The organism is Pseudomonas lactucae (assembly GCF_036688725.1).
In the GTDB taxonomy this organism is placed as follows: Bacteria; Pseudomonadota; Gammaproteobacteria; order Pseudomonadales; family Pseudomonadaceae; genus Aquipseudomonas; species Aquipseudomonas lactucae.
Genome location: NZ_JAQQPT010000033.1, coordinates 1 through 24,948, shown reverse-complemented (window position 1 = coordinate 24,948; position 24,948 = coordinate 1). Strand labels below are relative to the sequence as shown.

22 protein-coding genes, 1 tRNA gene and 1 pseudogene are annotated in these 24,948 nt (G+C 52.7%); 15 read left to right on the top strand and 9 right to left on the bottom strand.

Going from position 1 to position 24,948, the window contains the following annotated elements:
• Positions 1-8 precede the first annotated feature (8 nt).
• On the top strand, positions 9-761 hold the full coding sequence (locus V6M90_RS28375; protein WP_332847540.1) for a phage minor tail protein L: 753 nt from the start codon (positions 9-11) through the stop codon (positions 759-761).
• 2 nt (positions 762-763) lie between these two features.
• Positions 764-1,519 carry a C40 family peptidase gene (locus tag V6M90_RS28370; RefSeq protein ID WP_332847539.1) on the top strand — a complete coding sequence of 252 codons (756 nt, stop codon included), beginning with the start codon at positions 764-766 and terminating at the stop codon, positions 1,517-1,519.
• A gap of 102 nt (positions 1,520-1,621) precedes the next feature.
• Here the strand turns inward: V6M90_RS28370 and V6M90_RS28365 are convergent, their stop codons facing one another.
• Entirely contained in the window at positions 1,622-1,849 is a 228-nt protein-coding gene (locus V6M90_RS28365; RefSeq protein WP_332847538.1) for a hypothetical protein, read from the bottom strand.
• A gap of 196 nt (positions 1,850-2,045) precedes the next feature.
• Here V6M90_RS28365 and V6M90_RS28360 point away from each other — a divergent pair, with 196 nt between their 5' ends.
• The 9 genes from V6M90_RS28360 (at position 2,046) to V6M90_RS28320 (ending at position 10,247) form a co-directional block, all read left to right on the top strand.
• Positions 2,046-2,468: a hypothetical protein gene (locus V6M90_RS28360; RefSeq protein ID WP_332847537.1), complete on the top strand. Its 423-nt coding sequence runs from the start codon at positions 2,046-2,048 to the stop codon at positions 2,466-2,468.
• Between the two features lie 55 nt (positions 2,469-2,523).
• A complete protein-coding gene (locus tag V6M90_RS28355) occupies positions 2,524-3,117 on the top strand; it encodes a tail assembly protein (RefSeq protein WP_332847536.1) in 594 nt (197 codons plus the stop codon).
• A 58-nt stretch (positions 3,118-3,175) separates the two neighbouring features.
• Positions 3,176-6,901, top strand: coding sequence for a TipJ family phage tail tip protein (gene gpJ, locus V6M90_RS28350; RefSeq protein ID WP_332847535.1), 3,726 nt, complete (start codon positions 3,176-3,178; stop codon positions 6,899-6,901).
• Positions 6,902-7,227: 326 nt separating this feature from the next.
• Positions 7,228-7,884 carry a hypothetical protein gene (locus V6M90_RS28345; protein ID WP_332847534.1) on the top strand — a complete coding sequence of 219 codons (657 nt, stop codon included), beginning with the start codon at positions 7,228-7,230 and terminating at the stop codon, positions 7,882-7,884.
• A gap of 30 nt (positions 7,885-7,914) precedes the next feature.
• Positions 7,915-8,445, top strand: a complete 531-nt coding sequence (locus V6M90_RS28340) for a hypothetical protein (RefSeq protein WP_332847533.1) — start codon at positions 7,915-7,917, stop codon at positions 8,443-8,445.
• 2 nt (positions 8,446-8,447) lie between these two features.
• The gene (locus V6M90_RS28335) at positions 8,448-8,834 is read left to right on the top strand and encodes a hypothetical protein (RefSeq protein ID WP_332847532.1); all 387 of its coding nucleotides are present in this window, start codon (positions 8,448-8,450) and stop codon (positions 8,832-8,834) included.
• A 56-nt stretch (positions 8,835-8,890) separates the two neighbouring features.
• A complete protein-coding gene (locus V6M90_RS28330; protein WP_332847531.1) occupies positions 8,891-9,424 on the top strand; it encodes a glycoside hydrolase family 19 protein in 534 nt (177 codons plus the stop codon).
• Entirely contained in the window at positions 9,421-9,741 is a 321-nt protein-coding gene (locus tag V6M90_RS28325) for a DUF6527 family protein (protein WP_332847530.1), read from the top strand. The genes V6M90_RS28330 and V6M90_RS28325 overlap by 4 nt, the downstream gene beginning before the upstream one ends.
• The gene (locus tag V6M90_RS28320) at positions 9,726-10,247 is read left to right on the top strand and encodes a lysis system i-spanin subunit Rz (RefSeq protein WP_332847529.1); all 522 of its coding nucleotides are present in this window, start codon (positions 9,726-9,728) and stop codon (positions 10,245-10,247) included. The genes V6M90_RS28325 and V6M90_RS28320 overlap by 16 nt, the downstream gene beginning before the upstream one ends.
• Here the strand turns inward: V6M90_RS28320 and V6M90_RS28315 are convergent.
• Positions 10,228-10,587, bottom strand: a complete 360-nt coding sequence (locus V6M90_RS28315) for a hypothetical protein (RefSeq protein WP_332847528.1) — start codon at positions 10,585-10,587, stop codon at positions 10,228-10,230. The genes V6M90_RS28320 and V6M90_RS28315 overlap by 20 nt on opposite strands.
• Positions 10,588-10,719: 132 nt before the next feature.
• Here V6M90_RS28315 and V6M90_RS28310 point away from each other — a divergent pair.
• The 4 genes from V6M90_RS28310 to V6M90_RS28295 all read left to right on the top strand — a co-directional run bounded on the left by V6M90_RS28310 (position 10,720) and on the right by V6M90_RS28295 (position 17,521).
• Positions 10,720-10,848 (top strand) — tRNA-Ser (locus V6M90_RS28310).
• A 651-nt stretch (positions 10,849-11,499) separates the two neighbouring features.
• Positions 11,500-13,065, top strand: coding sequence for a type I restriction-modification system subunit M (locus V6M90_RS28305; RefSeq protein ID WP_332847527.1), 1,566 nt, complete (start codon positions 11,500-11,502; stop codon positions 13,063-13,065).
• Complete coding sequence (locus tag V6M90_RS28300; protein ID WP_332847526.1) at positions 13,062-14,330, top strand: restriction endonuclease subunit S; 1,269 nt, start codon at positions 13,062-13,064, stop codon at positions 14,328-14,330. The genes V6M90_RS28305 and V6M90_RS28300 overlap by 4 nt, the downstream gene beginning before the upstream one ends.
• A 5-nt stretch (positions 14,331-14,335) precedes the next feature.
• Positions 14,336-17,521 carry a type I restriction endonuclease subunit R gene (locus V6M90_RS28295; RefSeq protein ID WP_332847525.1) on the top strand — a complete coding sequence of 1,062 codons (3,186 nt, stop codon included), beginning with the start codon at positions 14,336-14,338 and terminating at the stop codon, positions 17,519-17,521.
• Positions 17,522-17,805: 284 nt separating this feature from the next.
• On the opposite strand, the gene V6M90_RS28290 is transcribed toward V6M90_RS28295, so the two are convergent.
• The 7 genes and pseudogenes from V6M90_RS28290 to V6M90_RS28260 form a co-directional block, all read right to left on the bottom strand.
• Entirely contained in the window at positions 17,806-18,417 is a 612-nt protein-coding gene (locus tag V6M90_RS28290; RefSeq protein ID WP_332847594.1) for a recombinase family protein, read from the bottom strand.
• 146 nt (positions 18,418-18,563) lie between these two features.
• Complete coding sequence (locus V6M90_RS28285; RefSeq protein ID WP_332847524.1) at positions 18,564-18,779, bottom strand: hypothetical protein; 216 nt, start codon at positions 18,777-18,779, stop codon at positions 18,564-18,566.
• A 428-nt stretch (positions 18,780-19,207) separates the two neighbouring features.
• The gene (locus V6M90_RS28280) at positions 19,208-19,702 is read right to left on the bottom strand and encodes a hypothetical protein (RefSeq protein WP_332847523.1); all 495 of its coding nucleotides are present in this window, start codon (positions 19,700-19,702) and stop codon (positions 19,208-19,210) included.
• Positions 19,699-19,896, bottom strand: coding sequence for a hypothetical protein (locus tag V6M90_RS28275; RefSeq protein ID WP_332847522.1), 198 nt, complete (start codon positions 19,894-19,896; stop codon positions 19,699-19,701). Before V6M90_RS28275 ends, V6M90_RS28280 begins: the two co-directional genes overlap by 4 nt.
• Before the next feature lie 1,914 nt (positions 19,897-21,810).
• Positions 21,811-23,295, bottom strand: a complete 1,485-nt coding sequence (locus V6M90_RS28270; protein WP_332847521.1) for a hypothetical protein — start codon at positions 23,293-23,295, stop codon at positions 21,811-21,813.
• 244 nt (positions 23,296-23,539) lie between these two features.
• Positions 23,540-23,671, bottom strand: a pseudogene (locus V6M90_RS28265) (site-specific integrase); the annotation flags it as partial.
• A gap of 60 nt (positions 23,672-23,731) precedes the next feature.
• Complete coding sequence (locus V6M90_RS28260) at positions 23,732-24,688, bottom strand: tyrosine-type recombinase/integrase (RefSeq protein ID WP_332847520.1); 957 nt, start codon at positions 24,686-24,688, stop codon at positions 23,732-23,734.
• Positions 24,689-24,948: the final 260 nt, after the last annotated feature.

The window sequence follows — 24,948 nt, the reverse complement described above, 5'->3', positions numbered from 1 at the left end:
GCCTGCCCATGGCACTGATCACGGACATCCAGAAACTGGAGCCCGGCGGCGAGATTCGCCTGTTCGAAATTGACGGTACCGAATACGGCGCGGACTACCTGCGCTTCCACGGTCACGCGATACCGCACACGCCAGAGGAATTGCTGGCCTATGAGGGATCGGAAGAGAATCTGCCCGCCAAGTCGATTATCTGGCAGGGCCAGGAATACGCGGCGTGGCCGGTGCAGATTGAGGGTATTTCCTCGAGCAGTGACGGCACCGCCTCTCGGCCAACCTTTGCCGCAGGCAACGTCAACGGTCGCGTCACAGCGTTGTGCTTGGCCTTCGAGGACATGCTCAAGTTCAAGCTGACTGTGCGTGAGACGCTGGCGCAGTACCTCGACGCCGCTAATTTTCCCGAGGGCAACCCAACCGCTGACCCCACTCAGGAGGCGCTAGAGATCTGGTACATCGACCAGAAAACGAGCGAGGACGGCGAGGCGGTAGTTTGGGAGCTGTCATCCCCTGGAGAGATCGATAACCACGGTTTGCCAGGCCGGCAGATGACCACGTTCTGCCACTGGGCCATGACCAATGGTTACCGCGGGCCAGATTGCGGCTACACCGGCGCCGCCATGTTCGACGACGAGGACGACCCCACTGATGACCCTGCCAAGGATCAGTGCAAGGGCTGTCTGTCGTCCTGCAAGCTGCGCTTCGGCGAGAACAACGAACTGTCCTTCGGTGGATTCCCCGCCGTTTCCCTGATTGCCCGGAGCTGACCATGCGCAAGCACATTATTACGGCTATCCAGGCGCACGCGGCGGCCGAGTATCCGCGCGAATGCTGCGGCCTACTGCTGGCCGTCGGCCGGGCGCAGAAGTATTTCCCCTGCCGGAACATCGCCACGGAGCCGAACGAAGAGTTCCGGCTCGATCCCGAGGACTACGCTGCGGCGGAAGACTTGGGCGAAGTGATCGGCATTGTCCACTCGCACCCAGACGCCACCAGCAGGCCGTCACCGCATGACTTGGCCATGTGCGAGGCTAGCGCCTTGCCCTGGCACATTTTGTCCTGGCCCGAGGGCGACATGCGCACGATCACGCCGACGGGCAGCACGCCGCTGCTCAAGCGCCCGTTTGTGCACGGCGCCTGGGACTGTTGGCAGGTCTGCGCTGACTGGTATGCGCGCGAATGGGGTTTGGAGTTCGAAGCTTTCCAGCGCACCGATGGCTGGTGGGAAAGTGCGGAGAACGCGAGCTTGTACGAGTCGAACTACGAGGCCGCCGGCTTCGTGCGTGTCGATCGGCCGCAGCGCGGCGACATGATCGTCATGCATGTGGGCCGTACCGTTCACCCGAACCACGCCGGGATTTACCTGGGCACTGATCCGGCGTTACCTGGCGAAGAGTCGGGCACGTTCGGCCCTGGCCCATTCCTGCTGCACCACCTATACGGCAGACCGTCGGAAATTATCGTCTACGGCGGCCCATGGCATGACCGGACACGCCTGATCCTCAGGCACAGAGACGCAAAATAACCAACATGACGCGGCATCGCCGCAGGAGAGATTGCATGAAAGATCGAATTGATCCGTCCACGATGAGCGCAGACAGCATCTTGCGAGCTGTCTGCGATTCCATTAGCGAAGACCGCTTAAGAACCAGCGAAGCGGTAGCGTGTGATCATCCTGCTCATTCAGTGGTTTGTCTCCGGTCGGAAGCTTCGCAATCAGTTTCTCAGCTTCCGAAATGAGCGCTTCTGTATTGATGGCCTGGTCGGACTTTAGAGCTTTTCCTATCAGAACAAGTGTGGTGAGGACGCCCAGCTTGAAAGGATCTTGCATTGCTTGGTTATCTGACTCTGACACATTGACCTCCAGGTCATAAACACGCCGATATTGGCGCTATCCCAGTCCTTGGGCCTGCAGGCGAAGGACTGGGGAATCCTTGCGTGTGGCAGGAGGCTACTACTGAGCGCCGCCCGGTCGCCACTGGAGTTCCATCCACGCTGGATGCACGGCCAGGTCCGGGGTACAGTCGCTACTTTCAGGACGAGGATCGATCATGCGGATTTTGATAGCGGCGATAGCGGTGGCGATGCTGGCGGGGTGTGCCTCGTCGGCGATCTCAGTGCGGGATGCGAAGCCGGTTCCGGCTGATGAGCTTTACGCCTTCCAGTCGAAACCTAAAGGCGAAAGCGGAAAAATTACCGTGGTCAGGGATTCGGGCGCAGTTGGGTCAGGCTGCGATATCGTCGTTTACTTCGATGGCCGAAAAGCAGCAAAGATTGGCACCAGCCAGCGCGCCACATTCTACCTTCCTCCAGGCTCGCCGAATCTCGGCGCCGGTCTTGCCGGATCAGGACTGTGTGCAGGAGCTGCAATACGAACTATCGCGGCGACAGTTCAATCCGGAAAGGAAAGTCTGTACCGCATCAGTGGCGATATGTCCGGCTTCTACATTGGCCCATACGTCGACTACAACTGAAAAACGAAAATCATGAAGCCGCCTCAGGGCGGTTTTTTAACGCCCGGAGAAATTGATGCAGACCTCAGCTATCAACTACCAACCGATGACGATCATTCGCCTGCACGGGCAGCTCCGTCAGTTCGGGAAGTCGTTTAGGCTTTCTGTGAAGTCGCCGGCCGAAGCGATTAAAGCCCTTTGCGTCCAGATTCCGGGCTTTGAGCGGTTCCTGTCGAATGCAAAATCACGCGGGCTTGAGTTTGCAGTGTTCCGTGATAAACGAAACATCGGCGAGAAGGAGCTGGCCTACAGCGGAGCCGGGGATATTCGCATTGCTCCAGTGATAGTGGGAAGTAAACGTGGCGGCATTCTTCAAACGATTGTCGGCGCGATCCTGATTGTGGTCGGGGTGATTTTCTCGGCAACGCCCTTCGGCACCCCGCTTATTGGCGCAGGTATCGGCCTGGTCGCCGGAGGTGTAATCCAGATGCTCAGCCCCCAGGCTGGCGGCCTCAAGACCAGCGCGGCGCCCGAGAACACCCCCGGCTACGCCTTCGGTAGCGCCAAGAACACCACGGCATCGGGCAACCCGGTACCACTCTGCTACGGCAAGCGTCGAGTTGGCGGGGCGATTATCAGCGCCGCCATCTACGCCGAAGACCAGATGTAAACCAAATTGCAGTACAGCAGCCGGCCATGAGCCGGTTTTTTATTGCCTGGAGAAAAGCATGGGCGCAGCACAGAAGCTGGACATTTACGGCGCCAAGGGCGGCTCCGACAAGCCGAAAACGCCAACCGAAGTGCCGGATAGCCTGCGCTCTGTCGCGATCGCCAAGATGCTGATCGCTGTAGGGGAGGGCGAGTTTGAAGGCACGCCCACCGCCAAAGACATCTACCTCGACAACACGCCGCTTCAAGACCCCCAGGGCAATATGAATTTCCCGAACGTGAAGTGGGAATGGCGCACCGGGGCCGTGGATCAGAGCTATATCCAGGGCATCCCTTCGGTCGAGAACGAGACCACCATCAGCACCGAACTGCGCAGTGGCACGCCGTGGGTGCGGGCCATCAGCAATACCCAGCTTTCCGCTGTGCGCGTTCGTTTTGCGTGGCCGGCGCTCCAGTCGGTGGACTCTGGCGGCAACATTAACGGCTACCGGATCGAGTACAAGGTCGAGCTTGCGACCGATGGTGGCGCCTATCAGCAGGTGCTGAGCGAGGCTGTAGACGGCAAGACCACAAGCCTGTACGAGCGCACACGCCGTATCGATCTGCCAAAGGCGACCACTGGCTGGTTGATGAAAATCACGCGCCTGACCATTAACCAAAACAACAACAAAATCTCCGACACGATGCAGATCGCCGGTTTTACTGAGGTGATTGACGCCAAGATTCGCTACGCAAATACCGCGCTGCTCTACATCGAGTTTTCAGCCGAGCAGTTCCGCAGCATCCCGGCGGTGACCGTCGAGACCAAGCTGAAGAAGATGCAGGTGCCGAGCAATTACGATCCTGTGTCTCGCACCTACTCTGGCGTTTGGGACGGCACGTTTAAGCAGGCCTGGACCGATAACCCGGTTTGGATGACCTACGACATCACGACTGCCGACCGTTTCGGCCTTGGCCGTCGCATCAAGCCGTGGATGGTAGATAAGTGGGAGTTGTACAGGATTTCGCAGTATTGCGACCAGTTGGTGACGGACGGGAAGGGCGGGCAGGAGCCGCGCTTCATCTGCAACCTGAACCTTCAGAGCAAGGCTGACGCCTGGTCGCTGCTACAGGATATTTCGACCATTTATCGTGGCATGACCTACTGGGCCCAGGGCCAGGTGTTCACGCTGGCAGATATGCCGCGCGCTACCGACTTCGACTTCGCCTACACCCGTGCGAACGTCATCGACGGCAAGTTCACCTATTCGAGCGCATCGGAGCGAACCCGTTACACGCGGGCTCTGATCAGCTACGACAACCCACTGAACAACTTCGACACCGACGTCACCGCAGTGACCGACGCCAAGCTTCAGCGGCGCTATGGTGATAATCCACTGGAGATCAGCGCTATTGGCTGCACCCGCGAATCCGAGGCCCAGCGCCGAGGCAAGTGGGCGCTGCTCACGAACTCCAAGGATCGGGCGGTTACCTTCAAGGTCGGCCTCGACGGGCGCATCCCGCTGCCTGGCTACGTGATCCCCATCGCGGACGAACTCCTGGCCGGTCGGCCGGTGGGCGGGCGTATCTCGGCGGTGAGCGGCAAAGTCATCACCTTGGATCGTGATACCCAGGCCAAACCCGGTGACCGGCTGATTCTCAACCTGCCAGACGGCAAGTGCGAGGGGCGCACCGTGCAGTTGGTCAGCGGCCGGCAAGTCACCGTTACTGTGGCTTATTCCGTTGCGCCTGAGCCCGAACTGGTGTGGGCGCTGGATGCTGACGACCTGGCCATTCCGCTTTATCGCGTGGTCAGCGTGGCCCGGCCAGAGGCTGGCGTGTTCGAAATCTCGGCTGTCCAGTACGACCCGAGCAAGTTCGCGCACATCGACACCGGCGCGCGCCTGGAAGAACGCCCGATAAGTGTCATCCCGATTACCGTGGTTCCGGCGCCGGCCAGCGTGACGCTGACCTCGAGCTTCGCGGTAAACCAGGGAATCGCCATCAGCACCATGAACATATCGTGGCCTGCTGTCACCGGCGCTGTTGCTTACGACGTGGAGTGGCGCAAGGACAGCGGCAACTGGATCAAGGTGCAGCGTACGGGATCTACGAGCGTCGACGTCACTGGGATCTACTCGGGTGCCTACCTGGCCCGCGTGCGTGCGGTGAGTGCGTTCGACATCTCGTCGGTGTGGAAAAACTCCGTCCTGACCAATCTGCAAGGGAAAACCGGCCTGCCGCCGGCGGTGTCGTTCCTGACCACCACCAGCGAGCTGTTCGGGATCAGCATCAAGTGGGGTTTCCCTGCTGGCGCGGAAGACACCCAGCGCACCGAGCTGTGGTATGGCCAGGCGAACGACCTGGCGGCGGCGACCAAGCTCGCCGATCTGGCGTATCCGCAGCACGATTACCGCATGCAGTCTCTGCTGGCGGGCGCAACCCTGTTCTTCTGGGCGCGCCTGGTGGACCGTACCGGCAACATCGGGCCGTTCTACCCGGTAGTGAATGGCGTGATGGGCCAGTCCAGCTCGGACGCCGGGCCTATCCTTGAGCAGATCAAGGGCCAGATCGACGAGACAGCTCTGGGCCAGCTACTGAAGGATCGCATCGACCTGATCGATGGTGATGGGCCGAACTCGGTAAACGGGCGCATTGAAGCGGCCAAGGACGAACTGGAGCAACTGATCGATCAGGTAGTGGATGCGCTGGAGTACGTGCCGACCAAGGCATATGTGCTGAACGACATTGTGCGCGTGGGGCAGCACCTGTATCAGGCCAAGAGCTCGGTACCGGCAAACAACCCACCTCCGAACGCAACCTACTGGACCGATATCGGCACAGTGGTGCAGACGGTCAATGCGCTGGTGACCCAGGTTCAGCAGAACTCGGCCACCATCAACCAGCACGGCCAGGACATCACCGCACAGGCCACGCAGCTGAACGCGGTCAAGGCCACGGTCAACGACCCGGTAACCGGTGTGACGGCCACAGCGAGCGGCCTCAGCACGCTCAAGGCTTCGGTTACTACGCTCGACGGCAAGGTCACCACCACGGCGCAGCGGGTTGACGGCATTTACCTGCAGGTCAACCCGCCGCTACAGGGCGATGACAGCGCGCTGATGGGATCGGAGGCGAGCTACGTGGGCGTCTGGTCCACTCAGTCCGCGCTGATCGAGGGCGATCTGGTGCAGGGCCAGCGGACCGACGTGGTCGAGGCAAGCTTGGCGACCACCTCAGCGGCAGTCGTAAGCGAGCAAACCGCGCGGATTAATGCGGACAGCGCACTTTCGTCCAGCATCGAAACGGTGAAAACCTCGCTCAACGGCAATACCCTGGCTATCCAGACCAACGCCACAGCCATTCAAACGGTAAGCGGCAAGGTGACGGCGAACTGGTCGGTGCGCATGCAGTACGAAACCGCCACCGGTCTCTACAAGTACGCCGGGATTGGTCTCGGCCTGGAGAACGGTCCGGGCGGGCTGCAAACGCAGTTCATCATCGATGCCGACAGGTTCGCTATTGGGCAGGCCGGCATTGTGCCCTTTGCGGTCACCGGCGGGCAGACGTTCATCAAGTCGGCATTCATTCAGGACGCCAGCATTACGAACGCCAAGATCGGCAGCTTTATCCAGTCCAACAACTACGACCCAGGCCTTATTGGTTGGCGTTTGAACTTCGACGGCACTTTCGAAATTAACGGTATCGTCGCCGGTCAGGGGCGTTCCGTTATGACAAACCGCTCTCTTCGATTCTGGGATGTGAACGGAGTTAAGCGGGTTCAGATCGGAGATTTAACCGAATGAGTGAAGGCATGCGGATATGGGGGCCTACAGGCTCCCTTGAGCTTGATGAAAACTCATTTACGGTCGGGGTTACCTATTCGGTACTGGTGCCAAAGTCCGCCGGCAGGTCAGTTGACATTGCTGTCGCTGGGGTTTCACCGTCAACGCACAATGCAATTTGTTTGGCGGTGGGACCTTATGACACCACGGCGCAATTCAACAGTGCTATTGGGTTTATACCCGAGGTGCTCAATGGAGTTGTCCGGGTTTGGTTTGGCAACAGGCAAAGCAGTAGCGGCCCACTTGGAACCACAACTCAAAGGCTACTTGTAATGAGGTATAGATAAATGACCTATGGTTTAACCTATACCAATAATAACAATGTCACCACGCTAGACTCTGAGTTTTCCAGGCTGGTGGTTTTAGGGAAGGGCACATGGAATGGTGCTGGCTCAGGAGTAAGCGTTACATTCCCTAGCACTATTACCTCGGATGAGCCTCCGCTTGTTTTCATCCGGCCAGACCAATCAAACCTGTTCTCATTCTGTAAAGTTCTCGGAACAACAGGGGCTTGGACGGGATTTTCATTCATCGGGATAACCGGTACGGCAACGTCTGGCAAGTGGTTCGCTGCGGCATTTAAGTCCGCGCCTACGGCCACTTATGGGATGCGGTTGTGGGACGGTGCAGCAAAACTACTTTTCGACAACGGCACGCCGTGCGCTCAGTTCACCAGGTCAATCGTTAGCTGGACGTATCTTGGATCCGAGCAAACAGGGCAAGGACAAACGAGACTTAGCTGGACAGCACCATCAAGCCTGTCGAGCGGAGACTACATGCTGCTTAATAACGTAGCTATGGATGTTGCTGGCTTGACGTCCAGACAGGGGAATATGTATGCGCTCTGGCAATATGAAAATGACAGGCTCGTAATTCAGGTTGTTGGCGTTGATATATCAACAACGCTGTATAACCCCGTTGTTTTTGCAAAGCAGATCGCATAGATGCTTATGCACAAATCGGAGTTTACTTAGATGGCAAGACAAGATATCAATCTCGGCACCGCGCCTACGGGGGCTGGTGGAGATACAACGCGCAGTACCGGCGTGAAGATCAACGCGATGACGACAGAACTCTATGCTGCGCTTGGCGCTCCTTCCGGAGCTATAACTCCAGCAGGAGTGCGTGCAGCTATCGGACTTACTCTTACCACCAGTGCAGAAGATCAAACCGCTGGGCGCGTATTGAAAGTTGGCGATGCTGGAATCAACGCACCTCTTAAAGGGCGGGTTTCAACCAACCCAACCGACATTCTGTTGACTGGCAGGGGCTGGGACTTCTCGACGCTGGCGTCAAACACTCCGCCAGGCTCGCAAGATGGTGCGTTGCTGTCCATGAACTATGGACTGCCTGATATTTACGCGGTGCAGCTATTTGGTGACTGGCGACAGAACGCCCTTAAAATTCGGAGCGTCGTAAATAGCGGAACCCCGACGGCTTGGGCGACGATTTACACCACTCAAAACACTACCCGTGCTTCCGACGGCACACTCAAGGCGATCTGACCATGGCAAGAGCAGCGATTAATGTGTTGGGCGCCACAGGCGTGACTTACGACTTCGTTACGCAAGGTGATACTGCTGTCACCTCAGCGCGCCTATCGAAGGGGGTCTATCAAATTACCGGATGCCTGGGGATGGTGCCATTTCCACCGGTTGATAGTGGCTGGGGCTACACCGTGAACCAGATCGACTCCCGTGCGGACGTCGAGATAGATTTTGCTGATGGCTTATTGACCGTTACCGTCACCAAGGACGGCCAACCGTATGACCTTAAGCACATGATCACACTGCACATCTTGGTGCCGGATGCGGTTGTGATTGACACGCCAGCGATGGTGGCAACCGAAGAAGTTGCAGAGCGGCAGGAAGAGATCCCAGCAGCTGAAGCCTGATCGTCACTGGAACACCGCAGCCGCCTTGAGCGGTTTTTTTTCGCCTGGAGAAAGGTATGCCCATCACTGAGCAACAACTGCTGGAGATCCTCCCGAACGCCGGCCGCAATGCCGGCGTTTTTGTTTCCGCGCTGAACACCGCCATGGGCCGGTACGGCATTGTTGGCACGCTCAGGGTTGCCGCCTTCATCGCCCAGGTCGGGCATGAGTCTGGCCAGCTGCGGTATGTGCGCGAGATCTGGGGCCCAACCGCGCAGCAGGCCGGTTACGAGGGCCGTGCCGACTTGGGCAATACCGTGAAGGGGGACGGCTTCAAGTACCGTGGCCGGGGCCTGATCCAGATCACCGGCCGGGCCAACTATGCCGCTTGCGGCGAGGCCCTTGGACTGGACCCGATCAACAATCCTGAGCTGCTGGAGCAGCCACAGCACGCCGCAATGTCGGCGGCCTGGTTCTGGTCGGTAAAGGGCCTGAACACGCTGGCTGATCAGGGTGAGTTCGTGAAGATCACGCGCAGGATCAACGGCGGCACCAATGGTCTTGCAGGCCGCCAGGCGCTGTACGACAAGGCGCTGAAGGTGCTGGCATGAGCGAAATAAAAACGATCTCCCGCGTCCTGGGACAGGCGGCCGACGGTTCGCTGTGGTTCTTCTGCAATGGCTGCGATCTTCCGCATAGCTTGAATGTTGGAGCTGGCCCTGGACCACGCTGGGGCTACAACGGCAATGCCGAGGCGCCAACGTTCACGCCTTCTGTGCTATCGCGCTATGGGATGCATGGAAAGGATGTGGTCTGCCACTCCTTCGTAACCGATGGTCGAATCCAGTACCTGAGTGACTGCACGCATGCTCTGGCTGGTCAAACTGTCGATCTGCCAAATTGGGAGGAGTCATGGGCGAATTGGTAACACAGTACAAGGTCGCGCTGATCCTCTTTTCTTGCCTGCTGCTGATCGGCATTGGTGCTGGAGGCGCCTGGCAGGTGCAGGACTGGCGGATGGGCAAGAAACTCGCCGAGCAGTCCGGCCTGCACAAGGACGACCTGGCCGCGATAAGCAACGCCGCCGCCGCCCAGGTCCGCGTCGAGCAGGACAAGCGCCTGGCCACCGAGAACCAACTCGCCACCCAAGACCAACAACACACCAAGGAATTATCCGATGCCCAGCGCAAACAGGCTCGCCTGCGCGATCGCCTTGCCACTTCTGATCTGCGGCTGTCAGTCCTCATCGAGGATCCAGCCAGTGGCTGCAATGTGCCTGCCGCCCCCGGCGCCGTCGGCGTGGTTCATGCAACCCGTCGAGCCCAACTTGACGCAGCGCATGCTCAACGAATTATCGCCATCACTGATGCCGGCGACCAAGGACTGATCGCGTTGCGGGCGTGCCAGGCGTACGTCAGGACTGTGGCTCCTTAAGTGCCTTCAGCTCCATCAGCAGCCGCTGATTTTCCCTGAACAAGTGGTCTCTCTGCTCGGCCACGACCATAAGGCTATTAAGGCGGCGGTCCAATTGTGAGTTGTCCAGGTTCAGCCGGCTGATTTCTGACGCTGCCTTTTTGAGTGCGCTCTCAGCGTCTGCCTTAACGGTGATCAGTGCGTCATTCATTTGCACCAGGCCGGCGACATTCGCCCGAGCCTTGCTCAGCATCGCGCGGGTCTGTGTGAGTTCGTCCTCAAGCAGGGCGCACTGGTGTCGGTACATTTCCAGGGGCGTAGGGCAGCCAAGCCACGCCGAGGTGTCTTCGTCGATGTTCATGATGGGTCAGCTCAAATACTGTATGCGTGTACAGTAATCGAGGCGTATGTGATTTGGGAGTGGTGTTCGTCGGCAGGACGCCGGGGAGGGGAGTACTGTAGGAATATCCAACGCTAAGTTATTGATTCTTATAGGGCGTATTGCTGTTTTTGGGAGCAGCTAAAATCAGCATGTTTTCCTTTATTATCAATGGGATGCATCTGTTCCGTTGTCACCTTGACATGGTGGGGGTCGTTGGTTCGAGTCCAATCGCGCCTACCAAACAAAATCCGCTCTGCTGGGCGGTCTAGAAGGGCTCACCGAAAGGTGGGCCCTTTTTTGTTGTCTTGGATTTAATGCAGAACGTTCACAAAATATCGGGTTCGTTCACACTGGGCAATGTGAACGCCGATATCAGCTCATTCTCGGATGGGATTCTGCTCTGGATCAGTGGGGATTTGGTCGGGTGTTGAAGGTTGGATCAACCTTGCGACTGCTTGATGGCAATGTTCCGTATGGTCTGAATATTTTGGTGGATTGCTGAGAGTACAAGCCACACTCCAGAGGCTAGGCAGCCAACAGCGAAGCTGATCAGGGCACCGATATACTCATAAGTGCCTTTCATTGCGAAATATCCCTCAACCGTTGCCACGATGATTCCTACCCAAGCGAAGAAATTCACAAACGGTGATCACGATATCTTTCATTGCCTTTGCTTCCTGCATGGTTTGAATCGAGGTCGCTCAATCGTGAGCAGCGTCGAATCAATCTCAAGCATTGGTCGCTCTGTTCCCGAGTGCAGGGACTGAGTTCGCGCAGTGCGAATGTCGCGCCACGATGGTAGGAGTCTAGGGGGGGCTATCACCGAACAAACCCACTATATATTTTGGCTGTAGTAGACTTCAGTCCTTTGATTCTGAATTACGATTGGGGATGGACGTGGTTAGTGGGGATGTAGAAAAGCGACTATGGGCAGTGGCCGACCAGCTATGGGCAAACACCGGATTGAGGCCAGCGGAGTTCTCAGCTCCTGTACTTGGGCTGATTTTCTTACGGTACGCCGATAAAATTTATGCTGCGGCTGAGACGAAGCTAGGTCCGGTAGGTTCCGGTGGTCGACGGAAGGTGAAGAAGGAAGATTACCTAGCGGAAGGTGTCATTTTTCTACCGGAAATTGCTCGCTTTTCATACTTGCAGACCCTGACCGAGGGCGATGTCATTGGTTTAGCGATCAATGATGCAATGAAGGCCATCGAAGCCGAGAACACCGACCTTAAAGGTGCTTTGCCACACAATTACATCCCGTTGGGCAACAACGTGCTGTTGGAACTGATCAAGCTATTAGGTCCAGTAGATTTGTCCGGTGATGCTTTTGGCAAGGTGTATGAGTATTTTCTCGCCAACTTCGCTATGAAAGAGGGGCAGAAAGGAGGTGTTTTCTACACTCCTGAGTCAATCGTAAAACTGATCGTTGAAGTCCTAGAGCCTTATCACGGGAGAATTTTCGACCCTGCCTGTGGCTCAGGTGGCATGTTTGCTCATTCGGCGGACTTCGTGAGGCGCCACCATAAGACTGCGATGGATGAAATTTCCATCTTCGGTACCGAGAAAGAACAAGTCACTGTCAACCTTAACAAGATGAATTTGGCAGTGCATGGCCTTTCTGGTGATGTACGGGTTGCCAACACCTACTACGAAGATCCCCATGAGTCCGTGACAGAGAAAGGCGGTCGCTTCGACTATGTGATGGCTAATCCGCCGTTCAATGTCTCCGGTGTGGACAAAGAGCGTCTGGAAGGCGACCTTCGATTCCCATTTGGACCACCCAAGACGGACAACGCCAACTACCTATGGATTCAGCTGTTTTACTCATCCCTTCAAAAAAACGGGCGGGCTGGCTTCGTCATGGCCAACTCGGCGGGTGACGCTCGGGGTAGTGAGCAGGTAATTCGTCAGAAGCTTATCGAGACCGGCGCGGTAGATGTAATCGTCTCTGTGGGGTCCAACTTTTTCTATACCGTGACACTGCCCTGTACCCTTTGGTTCTTTGATCGAGCCAAGGAGCGGGATGTTGATAGAGCGGCGAAGGTGCTATTTATTGATGCCCGCCATACCTATCGGCAGATCGACCGTGCTCATCGAGACTTCAAGCCAGAGCAGATAGAGTTTCTCGCCAATATCGTTCGGCTCTATCGTGGGGAAGCTCCTGAGTTGGAACAGGGCGGTGGCGAACTACTTGCAGAGCAGGGGCTGAGTAATGGCTACGTGGACGTACCTGGCCTTTGCAAGATAGCTTCTCGTGAGGAAATTGAGGCACAAGGCTGGTCGCTGAATCCTGGGCGATATGTGGGAGCGGCGGCGAGGAAGGTCGAGGACGTGGACTTCACAGAGCGTCTTGAGGAGCTCGCAGAGGAGCTTGAAGTTCTGAATGCTGAGGCGCAAGAGCTGGAGGAGCTGGTTGGTCAGAATGTTTTGCAGGTATTGGAGGCTGCTCTGTGAACTGGACTTCATGCTCAGTTGGAGACTTAGTTGAGTCTGGCGAGGCTGAAGTTAAGACGGGTCCGTTCGGGACGCAGCTTCGAGCTAGTGACTATGTTAAAAGCGGAACGCCTGTAATAAATGTTAGAAACATAGGGTTTGGGAGTATCCGAAAACAAAAGTTAGAGTTTATTGCTGAAGATACAGTCAAAAGACTTTCGTCCCATCTTCTTAGGCCGCGTGATATTGTTTTCGGCAGAAAAGGTGCTGTAGAGCGTCACGTGTTCATACAGGAAGAGCAAAATAATTGGTTTCAGGGCTCCGATTGTCTTCGACTTAGGTTTCTAAATGAGCGGCGTGCCTTAGCAAAGTATCTTTCCTATAGCTTTTTAACACATGAGCATCAGGCATGGATGATGCAGCAATGCTCGCATGGCGCCACTATGGCGTCTTTGAATCAAGATATAATCAAGCGAATTTCGTTGTCACTGCCTCCCTTAAGCGTGCAGTACCGAATAACTTCAGTTCTTTCTGCGTACGATAATCTGATTGAGAATAACAAGCGCCGCATTGAAATCCTAGAGGAAATGGCTCGGCGCGTGTATGAAGAGTGGTTCGTCCACTTTCGCCTGCCTGAGCATGAGGAGTCGGGATTTGATCTGACGCCTATTGGAGATATTGCGGAAATCATCAGAGGTAGATCATATAGAAGTTCTGAGCTTGCCGAAGAAGGCGGTCGACCGTTTGTCAATCTCAAGTGCGTAAATCGAGATGGTGGGTTTAGGCGAGATGGGCTTAAGGGATACGAAGGGAAATACAAAGAAGAACAGTTGGTTCGTCGTGGTGATATTGTAATGGCTGTGACCGATATGACCCAAGATCGGCGAATAGTTGCCCGTGCGGCTCTAGTTCCTGAGCTTGGCGAATTGAAAGGAATCATCTCAATGGATTTGGTGAAGATTGAACCTAAGGGTGAAATTCCATCAAGTTATCTCTATGCTGCGTTGCGGTGGTCGGACTTTTCTGAGAACGTCAAGAACCATGCGACCGGGGCCAATGTGCTACATCTTCATCCGGACTTGATCAAAGCTTACCAGCTACGCTTACCTCATCTCGACCTATGCAAGCGATTTGCTAAACTGGTTAAGCCAATGTTCGATCTTTGCGAAACACTTGAGAAAAAGAGCAATAATTTACGCATTCAGCGCGATCTTCTGCTCCCTAAGTTAATATCAGGTGAAATTGACGTTTCCAATATTTCCATGCCCGACGAGAAGGAGTTTTAGGTCGCATGAGTCTGACACTGCCCCACTCACATGACTACTCAGAGGATGCTCTTATCGAGCAGCCTGCCATTGCCTTATTTGATTCTCTCGGTTGGGGCACAGGTAATCTCTATAGTGAGTGGACAGGAAGCACTTCAAAGGAAGGGCGACAGACCCAGCAAGATGTAGTACTGGTGCATCGTCTGAGAGCAGCCATTGAAAGCCTAAATACCTATCTACCAGCATTTGCCATAGAACAGGTTATCGAAGAGCTGACCCGTGATCGCTCCAAAATGCTACCGGTAAACGCAAACCTGGATGTTTATCGCCTGTTGAAGGATGGAATTCAGGTTCAGGTGACTGATGAGCACGGTGGGAGCAGGCTTGAGACCGTTAAGCTGATCGATTGGAGGAATCCTGAAGCCAATGATTTCTTCCTCGCATCACAATTTTGGGTAAGGGGTGATTACCATACCCGCCGAACGGATCTCGTGGGCTTCATCAATGGGATTCCTCTTCTTTTTGTTGAATTGAAGGCTAGCCATAAGACACTGAAAGCGGCCTTCGATGACAATCTCACGGACTATCGTACCGTTATTCCGCAGTTATTCACCTATAACGGACTCCTGATGCTTTCCAATGGATCAGAGACCGTAGTGGGTAGCACCTACTCCGCTTGGGAACATCTGTTCGAGTGGAAGCGAATCAACGATGAAGGGGAGGTCGGAGTGGTCTCATTGGAGACTGCTATTCGTGGGGTCGCAGAGCCTGAACGACTATTAGATATCCTTGAGAACTTCACGGTATTCGAGGCGGTTGCTGGCGGGATCGTCAAAAAAATAGCCAAGAACCACCAATACCTAGGAGTTAACAAAGCCATTGGCGAAGTAAGGCGGGTCAAGGATCGTCCCAAAAATGAAGCTGGCCGACTAGGTGTTTTTTGGCACACTCAAGGTTCAGGAAAGTCTTTATCAATGGTTTTCTTTGCCCAGAAAATCCTGCGGAAAATTCCTGGTAACTGGACGTTTTTGATCGTCACTGACCGTAGCGAACTTGATGATCAGATCTATAAGACTTTTGCAGCCACCGGAGCTGTAGGCGAAGTCGAAGCCCACGCCAGCAGCGGTGCTCACCTGAAGCAACTGCTGATTGAGGATCATCGTTACGTCTTTACCTTGATTCAGAAGTTCGGCACCAAGAAGGGAGATATATATCCGGAGCTTTCTAAGCGGCCGGACATTATTGTCATTACCGACGAGGCTCACCGTTCCCAATACGACACACTGGCCATGAACATGCGGACGGCTCTGCCCAACGCTGCCTTCTTGGGGTTCACAGGGACACCTTTGATGGCCGGTGAGGAAAAAACAAAGGAGGTGTTCGGAGATTACATCTCGGTGTATGACTTCGGGCAGTCCATAGCTGATGGCGCAACGGTTCCTCTGTATTACGAGAATCGAATCCCTGAGATGCAGCTCATCAATGAGGATCTCAATGAGGATCTTGCTCAGTTGCTAGAAGATGCCGATCTGGATGAGGAGCAGGAACGGAAGGTAGAGCAAGTATTCGCCCGTGAATACCATCTGATCACTCGCGAGGATCGTTTGGAAGCTATCGCAAAGGACTTGGTGCACCATTTTGTAGGTCGTGGACACCAGGGAAAAGCGATGATGGTCTGCATCGACAAGGCAACTGCCGTGAAGATGTACTACAAGGTCCAGGACCACTGGAAAACATACCTGGCTCAACTCAAGGTGGAGTTGGTAAAAACGCCTGTAGAGCTTCAGGAAGCGATTCGCTACAAGATAAAGGTGATGTCCTCTATCGATATGGCTGTGGTTGTCTCGCAAGGTCAGAATGAGGTCAAAGAGCTAAAGGACAAGGGGTTGGATATCTTACCTCACCGCAAGCGCATGGTTGAGGAGAATCTGGGAGAGAAGTTCAAGGATCCTAAGGATCCTCTTCGTTTGGTCTTTGTCTGCGCCATGTGGATCACCGGGTTCGACGTGCCGTCCTGTTCAACTATATACCTCGATAAGCCGATGAAAAATCACACTCTGATGCAGACCATTGCGCGTGCAAATCGGAAGTGTCTGGGCAAAGAGGCTGGGTTGATCGTAGATTACGTCGGGGTGTTCCGTAAGCTGCAAGAAGCATTGGCTATCTATGGCGGCGCGTCATCTGGTAGCGGTGAAGGCGATGGCAGTCCAATCAAGAGCAAGGCAGAACTGGTTGAGTACCTTAAGCATTTGATCGCGAAAGGTCTTTCCTTTCTGTCTGATCATGGCATCAATGCCCAAACCATCAAGGATGCATCAGGTTTCGGGAAGGTGGCCAAGCTAGACGATGCGCGTGAGCGTCTCATCGAAACAGAGGAAATTAAAAATAGTTTCATGAGCTTGGCTCGGATGATCTCTCGGGTATACCGAGCTATCCTACCTGATCCATCAGCAAATGAATTGGCAGCGGATGCAGTGCTGATCTCGGTCTTGGCCCAGAAGATCAAAGCACTGGAGCCGCCGGTAGATATTTCCGAAGTGATGCAGCAGGTCGAAGATTTGCTGGATAATTCCGTTGCCCCTGTGCCTTATCTCATAAAAGACATCGATGATGAGCCATTGCAAAACCTAAGCGAAATTGACTTCGAAAAGCTCAAAGAGAAATTCAACAAAGGGCGCAAAAGAACAGAGGCGGAAAAGCTCCGAGCTCTCTTGAGTACAAAGCTTGAATCCATGATGACAGAAAATCCTATCAGGAAGACTTTCATGGAGAAATTTCAAAAGCTGATCGATGCGTACAATTCCGGAAGTCTTAACATAGACGCACTCTTCAAAGAGCTGATTGAGTTCAGTGTGGATCTTCAAGAGGAAGATCAGCGTGCCATCCGCGAGAGACTCTCGGAAGAGGAGTTGGCACTGTTTGACATACTGACTCAGCCGGAACCTGCCTTGACGGAAAAGGAAAAGGAGGAGGTGAAAAAAGTTTGTCGGAAACTGCTGGAAGCCTTGAAGGCTGAGAAGTTAGTTTTGGACTGGCGGAAAAAGGATAGAGCACGAGGTGACGTTCGTCGTACTCTTGAAATCGTCTTTGATCATGGACTTCCAGACAGCTACAGTGAGGAAATCTATAATGAGAAGTGCGAGTTGGCTTTTGTCCATATCTTCAGTAGCTATTTTGGGGGTGGTGAGAGCGTCTACTCGGCTGCACGTTGAAGTATTTGGTCGAAGTATTTTGTCGGTGTTTTAATGCTTCTCCTACAGCCGGGGGAGAAACAGAGTTAGTTGAGCGTCAGTAGAAATCCCCGGCGGGATGGCGGCAATGTTTAACCCTTTAGGCTAAGTGAGAGATTGGGGGGTGTCACATAATATTAAAATCCAGCATAGGGCCATGTGGAGTTATGCAAGGCTCTGTAGTAGCTTAAGCAGAACACTCATGTGATTTGTTATGCACCCCATCCCTTGTGTCTAAGTGACCCCTTAGAGCTTTACAGGCGGGCTCAGTTTTTCGTCACACGTTGAACAGTGCTCAGTGCGCAACCAACCGTGGTTGCTGTAGTGCGGAGACTCATCCCAGAAGCCAGGCATGCCTTGATGCGGGCGTGTAGTACCTGGTCAACCTGCCTACCTTTGTATACGGCGTTTGCTTTCGCTTTCTCAATACCCTGCGCCTGACGGCGACGCCGATCTTCATAGTCCTTACGTGCAACCACTGCCAGCATGTCGAGCAACATGCCATTCACAGCAGCAATCATTCCCTTGGTGAAATCATCCATGTCCTTCTGAGGTTTCAGCACCGCGTGACTGGTGGAAAGGTCGAGGGATACGACTGTCACCTTTTTGGCCGCGATCTTGACCTTCAGCATGTCCCAATCTGGGGCAGTAAGCCGGGACAGACGATCAACACCTTCAATCAGCAGCACATCACCTTCATGGCTGTCCTCTAGCAATCGGAACAGTTCAGGTCGATCCAGTTTGCTACCAGATTCATTTTCAATGTAGAAGGCAGCGATCCTATGACGGTGTTCACTAGCGAATTCGATCAGCGATTGTTTTGCGCGACTGGCGTCCTGCGAATCTGTCGAAGCACGAAGATATGCGCGGATGAACATGATGATTTTTCCATGTATCTGTTTGGGTATACTCATTGTATGCGTGCTCGTTAGGGTGGTCAATTGATTTATAAAGGTACAAAAAAACCACCCGAAGGTCGTTAGCATGCGTGCTCGTTGATCTATACCCTTATCAGTACGAGCGATCATTGCCTCAGTTTGAGAATGCCAGTGGTGATAGCTGACGCGTTCGCATCTAGAGTTTCCAGTGCGGTCACGGCGTTCTCATGCACTTCGGGTGAACCTGTTGACCTTGCCCACACGGCGACTTCTTCAATTGCTGCGGCAAGCGCGTGCTGGTTGTGTAATAGAAGGGTTAACACATCAGCGGTGGCTATGTGAGCATCTGTGTTGTTTCGCATGCCTGTCGTCCTTGAAGATGGTGTAAAGACCGTAGTTCAGCACATGGACGACTGAAACGGGCGGCTTTCTTCCTGAGTGTGTTCGGATTGTTTCGCTACGTTTGATTTTCGATGAAGAAAGTGAAGCGTGCTTAACCCAGAATGGTTGAAACCCAGGTTTAATCGGGTGCTCAGCAGCATTGACCCACTAATGCAGGTGTGTGGGTGACTGTTGTCACTCCTGATTGATCACCTGAAAGTAATCCTGTTTTAAACGGTGGTGATCGTTGGCGATAACATTGCACTGATGAGCAGGGTGAAACCATCACTGGTCACTCAGTGTTGATTGAAACTGTGTGACTGCATTGTTTGCACTGTGGGAATAGCGGCCACAAAAAACCCACCAACCACCATATGCAGTCAGCGGGCTTGCTTGTTCGTGATGCCTGTTATTCTGGAATTTCAAGTGGCTTGTAGCAGCTTTGAACTTGTTTCTCAATAGCGTCCAACTGCTTGAGTCTAGCAAGTTCAATTGCCTTTTGCTCCTTTTCTTCAGCAGATTGAATGAGTTGTTGACGCAGCAAGTCTTGATATCGGGCGTGTTCAACTTGCAGGAATTCAACATACTCAGCTTTCACTCGCACTCGAATGTCATCAATGTCTTTCTGCTGGCTAGCCTCTGGTTTTATCATCCAGCATGAGTGATTAAGCGACTCACTGGTTACGCCGTGATTGCGAGCCACCGTGTAACCCTCTGATACTTTTCCAGCTACCAACTCAAGAAAATCATGTGGGAGAGGTGAACACACATGCTCCATACATTGGGTCGTGCCTCGGTAAACTTTGACCCATCCGTCAACACGGGCTTCGAATTCAACATCGTTCCACTTAGGGGGAGCGCCATTGATAACGATCTTTTCAGTCTTGGTGGTTTTCTCAGTCATTTATAATTCACCTCTTTTAGTTTGGTAATGTGAGCAAGCATCTTGCTCAGTCTTGTTGTGCGGTACTGCTCGTCGGCAGTTATTGCAGCACGTTCATTTGATGCAGTGCTGTGCTTGTAGGCTGTAGATTGTTGTTTTGATTGTCGATCTTTGGCTTTTATAATTGCCCGATTGAATGCTTCTAGATTAAACATGGTATTCACTCTCGGCTTGGCGTCGAGCCTCGATACCGTACTCAGTGGTAAATCTGTCGATGTAGTCGATAGTACGGCGGTATCCGGTTTTATCACCTATTCCAGCTGCTGCTACTTTTATGTAAATGTAGTGCTTGATTTGCTGAAACGCCAAGATACGTTCAAGGTCGTACGTAGTGAGTAAGTTCACTATATTCATTGTGGATTTTCCTTTTGAATAGTTAATTGTAGAAATAGGCTGACATGTGTTTGATTTAGTACTTTACATGCCCGGTTTATGTGGCTTGTAGACGAGGTAAAACAGGTACTCTGTACCTAGCTAGGGGGTCGCCATTTTTATCCGGTTTCGACCAGCGAACTCAGGAACGACGGACTAACGGCTGCGAGCTCACCCGCAGACACCAGAGTCCCATTGCGGTTGGCTTTTGACTTTAACTTGTAGTAACGATCAAGCACCCTCATCGATGCATTATGAAAGGTGTGCTCATTATCTGGTGTCGGAGTTTTTGAACTGGTGATCACGGTTTTAATCAATTGTGATGGTGTATGTAGTACGAGGAAATTGCTCAATTTTGTATTTCCTTATTTTCGTTAATAAATTTCCTATGTTTTACAATGGAAGTTGGTGAGGTTGTAAATGCCATCAGCAACTGGATGGTGGAGCTCCAAGTGCACGGCTCATCACAAGCGAATCAACAGTCAGTCCAAGGTTGTTCGCTGCAAGCCGCAAGCTTTCAAAGTGCTGAACTGTGAAAAGCAACTTCAATGGAATGTGTTGTTTTTGTTTGGATCGCCAAATACGAACTCTGCAAGTTGAACTGCATGTTTTGATATGAGCCCGTTTGTTAATCATTTCTTTGTTACAGCTTAAGCAATGTTTTACACGCACAGATGTACCTCCTAGAGGTTGTTAAGGTGATTGGTTGAATGGTTACATATGTTGCCGAGTAGCCAATAAAAAAGGCCATCCTGTTGAGGGTGACCTTTTGAATTTAGTGGAGGAGAGTTGCCAGCACGCTGTCGAGAAATGGCTAAATAACCTAACAGGAGCACCACGAGGGGATGATGGTAAGGATGTTGTTTTGCTCTTCTCCTAATATGGTTATTATATCAAAGTTTAGCTAATTTGTCTATACTGATTCAACTAAATGCAATCTTTATTTTGATTACTTTTCAAGTTGAAGTGTAATCTAGATTTATTCAAGAAGCATGCAATGTTGACACTTTAGGGAGGTATGTGGATGTTTGTGATATGTTTTCTTTTGGTCGTAGACGACCGAGACTGATTGTTTAAAACGTATGTGTTTGTGATCGGGCACGTTTGTCTGTCTACAGACAATTCACTCTCTATAGCATTCAACGTCAACGTCAACGTCAACGTCAACGTCAACGTTGGAGTGGAATGTGTAGAGGTTTGTTCGCTTTCGCTCTCTTTTTATTGAATGTTTGCTGAGGATGTTTCTGTGGTAAAAAACACAGAACGAAGTCAAAAGCTGCGCACATGGTGATAACCATGACTACTAATTTGGATACGATTTTCATTTCTCATACAAACCAATGTTCGCTGACGCGAGAAGTGTCACTGCCTATCTAATTGATGTACACCGTACCGGTGAGAAACCAACACAAAACAAAGATGTTGACTTTATGTTGTTTCAGGGTGCGGCTCTGAATATATACTCTCTGTTGTATACAACAGAATATAATTTCTTTATTTGATAGGGTCTATCCCCATCCTATTCTCTACCTATCTCTAATACCTCACTGGGCTAGCTAGCCCAGAAATATTCAATGCTCAAAGATTAAGCTTTGGGAGGAGAGGTTATGAAACTGCACACCTTTCCTAATAAGCTTCTTAGGATCAATGTGCAGGATTGTCAGCGTACGGTGGTGAATCTACAGGGTTGCTATGAGTCAAGCAGCCTGAGCTAAACGCCATTCTTTTCTCCAATTCGAAACGGTGTTTCGATGAGCGTATGTGATGCTTACAATTTCAGCATTCTTCTTGCCTTGTGCAAATAGCTCGAATACTTGCGGTTTCCTTGGGTCTTCAGTCGTTCTGCGATCTTTAAGGACAGGGATGGTTTCAGACAAGCTCCAGTCAATCCTGGCGTTCGGCATGTGCGTAGAGACAATGTAATCAGCCACTCGCTCATCCGGTACGAATAGTTGAATTTCCTTGGTATTGCTTCTGTCTCGTACTGCTGTCCGAGTTGCTGCCTGTAAGCTAGGTTCCAAAAATCTAGTGACGATGAATCCTTGGCGAAATACACGACCATACTTTGCAGCTAGGTACTCCAGTGCGAGCTGATCGGATGGCGATGGGTTTCCACCAAACAAGAGGATGGCGTCAGTTTCGGCTTGATAATCATTCAAGCCTCGACTGTCGATCGAGCAGCGATGCACAGCTCCCCTTGGCAACCATCTGAAGCTTGCCCATTTGTTACTGAACAGCAGTGGAGTTCCAACAGTTCTCTGGAGAGCGGCCTTTAGAATTTCATCAATTACCATAGGCTTTCCCGTTATCTGCTGATTCGTGGGGCTTTCACCATGAGCAGTCATAGTCACTGCGGATTTGCTGAAATCGCGCCCCTTAGGCATGACAGGGTAGATCGTGACAGCTGAGGTGTAGCCGTCAAACGCTGGCGTGAAATCCGACCCTGCGTATGTGACGCCATGCACCTGAGCAAAATCATCGAACTGACTGCCAGTTACACTGGCCGCAAGAACGTGTACCTCTTCCGCCGCAGCGAAGGTGTCCCAGCAGTTGGACTCGACTACTGATCGAACATACCTGTTCCCATTAGGTATCTCTGAATCAATAAAAACTGGATGCCCATCCTTCAGGCATTCGTAGATACGAGCGCCTTCTTTGCTCAGCATCGACGTGCGTTCAGCTCCTGCTGATACAGCCTTGAAGGTCGCCAATGAAGTTTCTATCGCACCTGCACAACCCTCCCGGATATGTAGACGTCCATCCCGCTCCACTGCGTTCACAAACAGTTGAGCAAGCTCCGATGGCTCGAATGGGTACGCTGGAAAATCAACTACAGGCGGAAGTTCGTCGATGACTAGTATCCAGTCTTGGAGCAAATTTGGTCGTACCGCGAAGATGCTCAGATGTGTCGTGATAATCAGATGGTTTGCCTTCGTCTTCAAAGCAGTCGTCAGCTCCGTGCCAACATGATCACAGGTGGTGGAGTTGATGACGCAGTAATTTACGTCAGTCGGCAAACGGCTGACGAAGCTATCGGTGAGGTCGAGGGTGGGGAGTGCTAGAGCAATAGAGCGTCCCGCAGAAAGCAGAGACGGAATTTGGCTAATGAGTGCCTGAGTCTTGCCTGCTCCCGGAGCGGATACAGCGGTGTGGATCACTTTATTGGGGGCGATACTGGTCATCTTAATTTCTCCTTCTTTAAGTTCAATTCATAGGCAATTCCTCTCGGGTTGCTGCCAATTGGTTTTGGTAAATCGCAGACGCAAAAAAACCTCCTTGCAAGGCACCAATTTGGCTCGGTGGTCGCGTGGAGGTTTTCATATTGTCTGTTTGCTCGCTTTAGCAAGGGGCATAATTATACAGCATCTGAGAATATTGTCAATCGTTGTGTTTCTATTGGTGGTCGTTTTGTGGTTGGTAGGAAAGATGACCAACGATACGCTTGATCAGCGAGTCTTCTACTCCTGCATCCCTCAAGTCATTAATGAACGTATGGCGGAAGCTGTGGAAGGTCTTACGAGGATCGTTAACTCCACATTTCGTCTTTGACTTGCCGAATCACTTTGGATGGGCGAGGCAGCCAACTCCTAATTCATCATGGCTGCCTATCCGGTTTGTTCAGTCGATCAGGTGTAATACGTCCCTGACATTCAGGTGAGAGTATCGCGCTACGGATCGTGTATCCCTGTGTCCTGAGACAATCATTATCTGAGCATTGTTAAACCCTTTCTTCGCCACGTTAGTGATTCTGGTATGCCTGAGTTGGTGAAGTCGGACGCTACTGTCTAAGCCTGCCTTCACGCGTGCCAAGCGCACAGCCTGAGTTACGGCGTGCGGTGTAACCATGAACACTTGGCCGTTTGGGTGGCGTGCCACAGTGGCCCACAGTTGGGCAAGTTGGAGTATTTCAACAGCACGGTGGGTGAGGGGGACTGACCGTGTGCCGTTCTTCCCGTCGATCACATCGGCAATGCGGTCACTGAGGTGCAGGCAGTCTTTCGTCAGCTTCAGGATTTCAGAGCGTCGCATCGCAGTTTCGTATGCCAGTTCAACAATGAGCTTCATTGTTGGAGATAATTTTGCCAGCAGCCGCTCAAGCTCACTTGCACGGATTACCTTGTCTGATGACCGGTCAGGTTTGGGCAGTGCAATGTCACTAACGGGATTGTGAATGTCGATCAGCAAGCCGCGCTTGGCGAACCTAAAGAAGCGGGACATAAATGCGAGCTGCGTTCTGCACGTGGACGGCTTCACTCTCTTCAATCGCATGATCTTGAAGTCGTTGATCATCTGCGGGGTGATTTCGTGAATGGGCTGGGTGAAGTGTCTGCCCAGATGCTCCACGATTTTCCGTGCGTGGTCGTAGCTGCCTTTGCCCTTGAGCATGGTTTCGCAGTACGTCATACCTAACGTATAGATAGTGTGATGCTTGCGATCCATCGTCACGGCTTCGATCTGGTTCGCCCATGACTCTGCTTCAGCTTTGGTGTTGAAGGTTTTTGACTGGGGAGATTTACCCTTTATCCGTACCTGAGCGTTCCAGTTGCCGGACGGAAGTAAGCGAATATTGGCCATTTTTGACGCCTCATGATGTGAATGGGCGTTCTGTGAAATCCAAGAGCAGCAAGGCTTGCAGCTTGCGCAAGCAGACATTGACATGGTGGGGGTCGTTGGTTCGAGTCCAATCGCGCCTACCAAACAAAATCCGCTCTGCTGGGCGGTCTAGAAGGGCTCACCGAAAGGTGGGCCCTTTTTTGTGTGCGCCAGGCATGGCGCGTTGCGCGTAAGCGCAACCAGCTTGGCTGTGGTGGCCACGCTGGTGACTTGGAGGTGAA

Excerpts from the sequence above, each read along its gene's own strand:
- V6M90_RS28375 (WP_332847540.1), top strand. The coding sequence starts at position 9 with ATGGCACTGATCACGGACATCCAGAAACTGGAGCCCGGCGGCGAGATT.
- V6M90_RS28370 (WP_332847539.1), top strand. The coding sequence starts at position 764 with ATGCGCAAGCACATTATTACGGCTATCCAGGCGCACGCGGCGGCCGAG.
- V6M90_RS28360 (WP_332847537.1), top strand. The coding sequence starts at position 2,046 with ATGCGGATTTTGATAGCGGCGATAGCGGTGGCGATGCTGGCGGGGTGT.
- V6M90_RS28355 (WP_332847536.1), top strand. The coding sequence starts at position 2,524 with ATGCAGACCTCAGCTATCAACTACCAACCGATGACGATCATTCGCCTG.
- gpJ (WP_332847535.1), top strand. The coding sequence starts at position 3,176 with ATGGGCGCAGCACAGAAGCTGGACATTTACGGCGCCAAGGGCGGCTCC.
- V6M90_RS28345 (WP_332847534.1), top strand. The coding sequence starts at position 7,228 with ATGACCTATGGTTTAACCTATACCAATAATAACAATGTCACCACGCTA.
- V6M90_RS28340 (WP_332847533.1), top strand. The coding sequence starts at position 7,915 with ATGGCAAGACAAGATATCAATCTCGGCACCGCGCCTACGGGGGCTGGT.
- V6M90_RS28335 (WP_332847532.1), top strand. The coding sequence starts at position 8,448 with ATGGCAAGAGCAGCGATTAATGTGTTGGGCGCCACAGGCGTGACTTAC.
- V6M90_RS28330 (WP_332847531.1), top strand. The coding sequence starts at position 8,891 with ATGCCCATCACTGAGCAACAACTGCTGGAGATCCTCCCGAACGCCGGC.
- V6M90_RS28325 (WP_332847530.1), top strand. The coding sequence starts at position 9,421 with ATGAGCGAAATAAAAACGATCTCCCGCGTCCTGGGACAGGCGGCCGAC.
- V6M90_RS28320 (WP_332847529.1), top strand. The coding sequence starts at position 9,726 with ATGGGCGAATTGGTAACACAGTACAAGGTCGCGCTGATCCTCTTTTCT.
- V6M90_RS28315 (WP_332847528.1), bottom strand. The coding sequence starts at position 10,587 with ATGAACATCGACGAAGACACCTCGGCGTGGCTTGGCTGCCCTACGCCC.
- V6M90_RS28305 (WP_332847527.1), top strand. The coding sequence starts at position 11,500 with ATGGACGTGGTTAGTGGGGATGTAGAAAAGCGACTATGGGCAGTGGCC.
- V6M90_RS28295 (WP_332847525.1), top strand. The coding sequence starts at position 14,336 with ATGAGTCTGACACTGCCCCACTCACATGACTACTCAGAGGATGCTCTT.
- V6M90_RS28290 (WP_332847594.1), bottom strand. The coding sequence starts at position 18,417 with ATGTTCATCCGCGCATATCTTCGTGCTTCGACAGATTCGCAGGACGCC.
- V6M90_RS28285 (WP_332847524.1), bottom strand. The coding sequence starts at position 18,779 with ATGCGAAACAACACAGATGCTCACATAGCCACCGCTGATGTGTTAACC.
- V6M90_RS28280 (WP_332847523.1), bottom strand. The coding sequence starts at position 19,702 with ATGACTGAGAAAACCACCAAGACTGAAAAGATCGTTATCAATGGCGCT.
- V6M90_RS28275 (WP_332847522.1), bottom strand. The coding sequence starts at position 19,896 with ATGTTTAATCTAGAAGCATTCAATCGGGCAATTATAAAAGCCAAAGAT.
- V6M90_RS28270 (WP_332847521.1), bottom strand. The coding sequence starts at position 23,295 with ATGACCAGTATCGCCCCCAATAAAGTGATCCACACCGCTGTATCCGCT.
- V6M90_RS28260 (WP_332847520.1), bottom strand. The coding sequence starts at position 24,688 with ATGGCCAATATTCGCTTACTTCCGTCCGGCAACTGGAACGCTCAGGTA.